This window comes from Acuticoccus kalidii (assembly GCF_021556395.1).
GTDB classification, from domain to species: Bacteria; Pseudomonadota; Alphaproteobacteria; order Rhizobiales; family Amorphaceae; genus Acuticoccus; species Acuticoccus kalidii.
Map to the genome: position 1 here is coordinate 1 of NZ_JAKGCS010000030.1, position 7305 is coordinate 7305.

Annotated in this window: 7 protein-coding genes; 4 read left to right on the forward strand and 3 right to left on the reverse strand. The window is 61.0% G+C overall.

Annotation, left to right across the window (positions count from 1 at the left end; genetic code table 11):
• The 3 genes from L1787_RS18140 to L1787_RS18155 all read right to left on the reverse strand — a co-directional run.
• Positions 1–302: DUF2924 domain-containing protein (locus L1787_RS18140; protein ID WP_235710530.1), on the reverse strand; the 302-nt coding region annotated here is incomplete at its 3' end.
• 184 nt (positions 303–486) lie between these two features.
• Positions 487–2373, reverse strand: coding sequence for a hypothetical protein (locus tag L1787_RS18145; protein ID WP_235710531.1), 1887 nt, complete (start codon positions 2371–2373; stop codon positions 487–489).
• Positions 2374–2726: 353 nt separating this feature from the next.
• A complete protein-coding gene (locus tag L1787_RS18155) occupies positions 2727–4085 on the reverse strand; it encodes a hypothetical protein (protein WP_235710532.1) in 1359 nt (452 codons plus the stop codon).
• A gap of 488 nt (positions 4086–4573) precedes the next feature.
• Between L1787_RS18155 and L1787_RS18160 the strand changes: the two genes are divergently transcribed.
• From L1787_RS18160 to L1787_RS18175, 4 genes are all read left to right on the forward strand, one after another.
• Positions 4574–5866 (forward strand): site-specific DNA-methyltransferase, encoded by a 1293-nt coding sequence (locus L1787_RS18160; RefSeq protein ID WP_235710533.1) that lies wholly within the window; start codon positions 4574–4576, stop codon positions 5864–5866.
• A gap of 9 nt (positions 5867–5875) precedes the next feature.
• Positions 5876–6400, forward strand: coding sequence for a phage terminase small subunit P27 family (locus L1787_RS18165; protein WP_235709092.1), 525 nt, complete (start codon positions 5876–5878; stop codon positions 6398–6400).
• A 10-nt stretch (positions 6401–6410) separates the two neighbouring features.
• A complete protein-coding gene (locus L1787_RS18170) occupies positions 6411–6632 on the forward strand; it encodes a DUF7220 family protein (protein ID WP_235709091.1) in 222 nt (73 codons plus the stop codon).
• 128 nt (positions 6633–6760) lie between these two features.
• On the forward strand, positions 6761–7305 hold a 545-nt coding region (locus L1787_RS18175), incomplete at its 3' end, for a recombinase family protein (RefSeq protein WP_235710528.1).

Below are 7305 nucleotides of genomic sequence, written 5' to 3' on the forward strand. Positions count from 1 at the left end.
CATTCCCGCAGCAGCCGCGTCCCGGTGATCGGCTTGTCGCTGTGGTCGGCCCGCTTGCGGCTCTTCGCGCGGTCGCCGCCGTCGAGCTCTTCGCCAAGTCGCTCCAAGCGCTTAATCGTCTCCGGCTTCAAGCCACCATAGGCCAGCTCCTGGATGCGGTACGCCAGGCGGCTCTCGAGGTATCGCCGGTTATATGGCGGCGGCTCGCTGTCGAAGAGGTCGCGCCACTGGTTCTTCAGCTCGTGTGTCGGGGTCGTCTTCAGCGCGGCAAGGCGGGCGGGGATGCTGTCGGTCTGGTTCATGCGGTTCTCCGGTCGGGCGGATTCGCACCACCGCTCTGGTCGGGCGAGAAGTGAAGTCGAAATTCTCCAGCTTCTGCTGGGGCCTGTCGGTCACGAAGCCGAAGACGGATGATCCCGCTAGCGAGGATCACGCAAACTTCGCCGAGACGCTCTTTGGTCGACATGAGTCTGGGAGAGAGCGGGTTCATGTCGGCTCCGGTTCATCTGAGGTCCCGACGAGGTTGGCGCTTGCCAAGGGATTAATGTTGATACTTACGCCAGACGCGCCCGGGTCGACCTCATCCCTATGCCCCCTATGACCCCTATGCATTTGCACCTTGTAGACAGAATTCGCCGTTGCCGTTCCATCGGTGCGGCCTCGGTGAGGAGCGCCTTCTAGGTCCCAAGTCCCGTTAGCCGTCGTGTCGGAAAATTGTTGCCGGTCCGGAAAAGCATAGGGAGCATAGGGGTCATAGGGGGACGAACCAGGCGCCTGAGTTGCGTCCGGATCATCGGCGTGTTCGTGGTGCCAACTTGTCCGCTCAAGGGCGTATTTGATCACGCTCCATTTGCTGGAGGGCTTTTGGCGAGTGAGCACGTAGCCGCCCATCCGAGTTCCGCTCAGGGCATCGAGCGTCGACGCGATGAACTGACGAGAGCGTTTTTGCAGGTTCAGAGCAGTTCGTACGTCGTCGGAGAGGTCCCTGGCAGCCACCGGCTCGCTGCCGCGCTCACTCCACCACACCTCGAATGCCTGAATGACCTGCTGCCGCTCGGTGTCACGCGACTTCGTCTCCCCGATCCTTGCAACCGGATCTTGGCAACCAAGGGCGAGAAGGGGATCCCTGACCCAGGATGTCCAGGTCTCGAAGCTTCCGAAAGGCCGCCCTTGCGAGCAGTGTTTGCTCAATCGGCCCCACCGCCAGATTGTCAACGCAGCCGCAAGAAGCTCTTCTCTACGTTCGTGGCAGATCGCCTTGATGTTGATCCGGAACGGACGTGCCTCAGGATCCTCAGTCCGCGCATCCAATTCGATGACCAGGAACCGACGCGCCAGATCTTCAGTGAGAGAAAGGCCGTTGCCGGTAAGAGCGACCCAGGCGGACGAGTTCAACGGAACCATCTGAGATCGACCCAGGATGCGAACGCGAGCCGGACGTTCGGTGAGCACGCTGGCAAGCAGTTCAGAGTTGAAGGTGCGGCCGTTGAGATTGTCGAGGAACAGCATCGGGCCAGCCTCCATGAGCTCAGCCGCGATTTTTTTCTCCAGCTCTTCGCGGTTGACCCCACCCGAAACGGCGTGTGGCTCGTTGCCATAGGCGATCAACGAGATGCAGCGCACGAATAGGCCCTTGCCCGTCCCCGCACCTGACATGGCGGCTGCGCGGATGACAACGCCCGGCGCAAGGGGGAGACTCGGTCGACAAACGGCGGTCATCAGCGCTGCCAACGCGGCAGATTCGTCCTGACCAGGAGGCAAAGTTATGTCGACCACCTCGACACCCGCCGCAGCATCGAACGTCATCAAAGCATCGGCGAAGCAGAAGGTTCGAAGGATCGTCCGAAGCGTCCGGAGCGCTCTTGCTGCATCGTCCATCGTCGGAACAGCGGGAATAAGGCGTTCGATCTCTGGGATCCGCTCGCACCAGTTTCCGGAAGCCGGATCGTATCCGTTTACGGCATGGATAGAACCATTCTCACGAAGTAATGGAGCGCAGGCTATACCATTGAGCGCCGGCAGGCGCCATTCACCGAACCAGTCAAGGTACATGCGAGCGACATGTGCTGGTAATCGAACATCGACTTCGCGAGACGAACCATCCCTGTCCGTCTTTACCGCGAAGGGCCTGCAAAGGGTGTGTGCATGCAGGACCAGCGAATCAGGGGTCAGCGGGCGTGCGACAACGATCCCTTTCGTGGCGTCGCAGGTCACCCGCACCGGGGTTCCACGGTCGTAGAACTCGCCTTCCTGGGCCAGGATGTTCCGTAGATCTGCGACCGTCCGGTCGGGATTTGCATTATCGATGAGGAGCCGCGGCTTAACGTCCGACAGTACCCTCTCGGTGCCGTCTCGAATCTCTTCAGCGCGCATAGTGATCATCGACACAGTCGGAGGTCGTCTCCCGAAGCTGGCCGATCCTGTTGCGAGCCCAGGCATCCAAGTCCTTCGGATCATAGAGCGGAGTCCGACCCGCCTTCCGAAACGGCGGGCCGCCACCTACGACGGCGAGTTTGGCAAGCCAACGCGGCGAGCAGGGAAACCCATATGCTTCGCGGATATACGCGGCAGCCTCATCGCGACGACAAAAGCGAGGTAGCGCGGCATGGCCGATGGAATATTGCACTCGTCTTCTCCTTCGGGTCGCCCGCAGAAACGCGGGGGCAGAGCGAGAGATGACGAGGTTCAAAAGCCCGAAATAGAGGCCCGAAATTGCCCCTGTCGTATTATTTCAGACCTTCGGACTGCGCTCGATAGGCGCGATGCTGGTCTCGAATGTTGTTCTGAATTGTCTTCGTGGTGGGCGCCGAAAGGTTAGGATGGCGCTCTAGAAGCCAGTCAAGCAGCCATTTGGCTTCCACCGCCAGGGTCATGTGAGCTTCTCCGCTTTGTATCCGCCTTTTAAACTCTCCTTGGATTAAATGCTTTGTGCTTGGGCGCCCTGAAAACCCGCTATGCGTAAGGGGATTTTTCAGCACCGAGGGTACATCAAACGGCCAGTGAGCGATGATGTGCTCGGCTCGAACCATGATTTTCGACCATATCGGCCCGTCTTCATTTCGGATCGAATCGTCGACGCCGCTGTGCCACTCAGATTCACCGACATAGGGATAGGAGACGAGGACCATAGGAGCGCCCCCCGAAACACCGAGAAACGAGTGGCTTTCGAAGGGATAGACGATCCGGATTCCGGCGAAGCGTAATCCGTCGATGGGCTCAGGAAGGCCATCGTGCGTTCCGATGACATTAACCTCACCCGAGTCAATTCGAGCGAGGAGCTGGCCATAGGCAGAGCGCCAATCGTGAGGTGACCAGCCCACGTCACTCGAAGCACCTTCGGTGGCGATCCACTGAGCTGCGCAGAACAGCGGGATGTAGCCCCCCTCCGCCGGTGAGCGCACCGGCGGAGGCAGTTCGGGCAGATCAATCCGTGGGGACCAAATACGCCTGACAGCTACGGCATCCAAGAGGACCTTCTCGTACCACGAGCGCGCGGGGAATACGTCGCAATCCTGCAGCACATCGCGATCCCTTTCGACGGCCGGCTTGAGGTGGAGCCATTCGGAGGGTTGGATCCTAACGCGCTCCTCTGAGTGGCAATCGATCGCCGTCGCCTGGATGGCGCCGCGGAGTAGCGCGCCCCACAGCTGCTGCCTGGATTCAGCCAAGGGAGCCAGCGCGGCCGCCTCAGGCTCCGTTTCATCCGCAAGATGCTCGCAGAGAAGCATCTCGATCACGGTGCCAACCTTTCGCTGTTCAAGGAATTCACCTTCGTAAACCGGCTGACCCGATCCGGAAGTCCAGCGTTCTCGTCGCCAATCCCAGCACTGTTCGACGTAAGTGTCCCACCACTCTCGAACGTGGTCGGGGGTACGCCATGCGATCCACGCGATCGCCATCGTCAAAGACCAATGCGAAACTGACATCGGGTTAAGGAGACTATCGTCGGGCTTCGACGCAAGAGGCCCGCACCCCAGGCGAGCTGCTTCATTCTCAGCTTCGACCCCGGTCATCTCTCCACGTCTAGCCCTGTCGAGCAGCTCACTCCTCAGCGCAATTCTGTGTTCGTCTTCGATATCACCCATGGCTTGCTCTTGTTTAGACGGTCATCGGGCTGATCGAACCGATTCTGACAAGTCTGGTAGCCGATATGCAAGACTGGCGTTAGATCGAACGAAAATCTACTCGCCTGCAATGGACTGTGTTCGGGGGTGGAATTGATCCTTGTCCTGTCGTGCTTTTGGACCTGGCCCTAACGATCCCGCCCGCAGCGTCGAGCAAGACAATCGGACCACTTTGGCCGCGTAAATTTACCGAAAATTCTAGTATATCTCGGAAAATTCGATCTATTGTGAGAATATATTTTGGATAAAACACAGCAACCCAGCACATGAATGGGCTGAAACCCGCCGAATCGATATAATATAAACCGAGGTACCATTGAGATACCTCTGAGAGAATTGCTAGTCACGACCCAGCACGCTGAGCGCATTTTACGCTGGACACTTCCCCTGCCGCGAAAACGCGCCGGGGGTCGAGAAGACGTTTGAGCCGAACTCGAAAGGCGCGCCAGATGAAGACTGAGAAGCAAACCCCGACAGTCTCCAACACGCGTCGGCTCAGCAATAACGCTATCTCAATTGATCATCGTCCGATCGAGAGCCTCGTGCCGTACGCCCGGAACGCACGCACCCACTCACCGGCGCAGGTCAGCTTGATCGCGGGGGCCATCCGGGAGTTCGGCTTCACCAATCCGGTCCTGGTGGATGGGGAGAACGGGATCATCGCGGGGCACGGCCGGTTGCTGGCGGCGCAACAACTCGGCCTATCCGCGGTCCCGGTGATCGAGCTCAGTCACCTGACCGAGACGCAGAAGCGGGCCTATATCCTGGCCGACAACAAGCTCGCCGAGCAGGCCGGATGGGATCGCGATCTCCTCGCGCTCGAAGTGGCGGACCTTTCCGAGCTCGGCGTCGACATCGCCGCGTTGGGCTTCGACGGGACCGAGATCGATAGCCTGTTATCGGCTGACGGCTTCGACCCACGCGAGGAGGAAACCCCTGAGCCCCCTGCCGTCCCCGTCTCTCGTCTGAATGACGTCTGGCTCCTGGGCCGGCACAGAGTTGTCTGTGGCGATGCCACCGATCTGAATGTGGTGGAACGCTTACTCGATGGTGTGCAGCCAACGCTGATGGTCACGGACCCGCCTTACGGCGTCGAGTATGAGCCGGCGTGGCGCAACAAGGCGCGTGGCACGCGGACGCGGCGCACCGGCAAGGTGAAAAACGACGATCGGGCCGACTGGCGCGAGGTGTGGACGCTGTTTCCAGGTGATGTCGCCTACGTCTGGCATGCCGGGCTTCACGCCGGGACCGTCGCAGAAAGCCTCTTCGCATCGGACTTCGAAATCCGCTCCCAGATCATCTGGGCCAAAGACAGGATGGTCCTCTCGCGCGGGCACTACCACTGGCAACACGAGCCCTGCTGGTACGCGGTCCGGGGCAAGGGACATTGGTCGGGTGGGCGGACGCAGACGACGCTGTGGCAGATCCCGAACCGAGACCAGGACGCGGCGACGGTCCATGGGACGCAGAAGCCGGTGGATTGCATGCGTCGGCCGATGCTGAACAACTCATCGCCCGGGCAGGCCATCTACGACCCCTTCCTGGGCTCCGGCACCAGCGTCATCGCCGCTGAGACCTCGGGCAGGGTTTGCCTCGGGATAGAACTCGATCCCGCCTACGTGGACGTCATCGTCACCCGCTGGGCCGCCTTCACAGGCGAGAAACCGGTGCTGGCAGAGACGGGCGAGACCTTTGCTGCGGTCCGTGCCGAGCGCCTCCCTCAACCACTTGCGGCGGAATAGGAGAGGAGAATGCGCGGACGCAAACCCGTTCCGACAGCCATGAAGCGTGCCAACGGCAATCCCGGCAAACGCAAACTCAACGCCCATGAGCCTCGGCCTGCTGACGTGAGGCCGCATTGCCCCTCCCATCTCTCACCGCTCGCGAAGGCCGAATGGCGACGGATTGCCGGGACGTTGCACGACATGGGTGTTGTTACCACTGTCGATCGCGCCGCTCTTGCCGCCTATTGCCAAGCCTATGGGCGATGGGTCGAAGCGGAGAGGAAGCTCGCCGAGGGACCGACCCTCATCAAGGCGCCTTCGGGCTATGTGCAGCAATCGCCTTGGCTCAGCGTAGCGAACAAGCAATTGGAGCTTATGGGCAAGTATATGGCTGAGCTCGGAATCACTCCGGCCTCGCGCAGCCGCATCGCGCTTCCTGCGAGTACCTCCACGCATCCAGTCACGGTGAACCTCGTGCGGTTTACCGCCGATGATCGGGGAGAGTTGCGGCCGGCCGAAGTAACGGCATCGCCCCTCCCCTCGAAGCATTGATCTGTCGAGCATGTCGCAAAGCCGCGCGATGTCGTTGCTGGAGGCGGTGGTCAATGTCCTCGCCGGCTACGGCCTGGCCGTCATCACACAGCTTCTTCTGTTCCCTCTGTTCGGCCTGCCGGCGCATCTCGGGACCGCCGCGGCACTCAGCATCGCCTTCTCTGTCATCAGTATCGTGCGAAGTTTTATCATTCGCCGCTTCTTTGAGAGACTTCGCATCTATCGTGGATGATCGTGAGCATTCGAGAAAAGGCGGAGATTCCCTATCAGGCCCTACACTCTCGGCTCGGATTGAGCGTACAAAACTGCGCAACCAACGTTAGGCAGTTCTGTACGGAGCCGATGACCCCTATGACCCTTATGCCTTTCCGCCTCGTCGCGTATCATCGCGTCTCGACGGCCCGGCAAGGACGGAGCGGGCTCGGCCTCGCGGCTCAGGAAGCGGCTATCAAGACGCTCGCGAGAGATCGGGGCGCCGAGGTCATTGGCACCTACACCGAGACCGAGAGCGGCAAGCGGTCGGACCGGCCTCAGCTCCTCGACGCTCTTCAGCTTGCGCGCCTCACCGGAGCGACGCTGGCCATCGCGAAGCTGGACCGCCTGTCGCGCAACGCGGCGTTCCTGCTCACGCTGCGCGACAGCGGGGTCCGGTTCATCGCGGCCGATATGCCGGAGGCCAATGACCTCACGGTCGGCATCATGGCGCTGGTGGCCCAGCAGGAGCGGGAGGCCATCGCGCGGCGGACCCGGGAGGCGCTCGCGGCCGCAAAGGCGCGAGGGACCCGGTTGGGCAATCCCAATGGCGCTGCGGCGCTGAGACGGGCGGGAAAAGGGAACGAGGCCATTCTGGGTGCGGTGCGCGAGAACGCCGATCGCCATGCCGAGGCAATCCGGCCCCTGATCGA

What these genes read in the sequence shown, in the direction of transcription:
- L1787_RS18155 (WP_235710532.1), bottom strand. Translation starts at nt 4,085, where the DNA reads ATGGGTGATATCGAAGACGAACACAGAATTGCGCTGAGGAGTGAGCTG.
- L1787_RS18145 (WP_235710531.1), bottom strand. Translation starts at nt 2,373, where the DNA reads ATGCGCGCTGAAGAGATTCGAGACGGCACCGAGAGGGTACTGTCGGAC.
- L1787_RS18165 (WP_235709092.1), top strand. Translation starts at nt 5,876, where the DNA reads ATGCGCGGACGCAAACCCGTTCCGACAGCCATGAAGCGTGCCAACGGC.
- L1787_RS18160 (WP_235710533.1), top strand. Translation starts at nt 4,574, where the DNA reads ATGAAGACTGAGAAGCAAACCCCGACAGTCTCCAACACGCGTCGGCTC.
- L1787_RS18170 (WP_235709091.1), top strand. Translation starts at nt 6,411, where the DNA reads ATGTCGCAAAGCCGCGCGATGTCGTTGCTGGAGGCGGTGGTCAATGTC.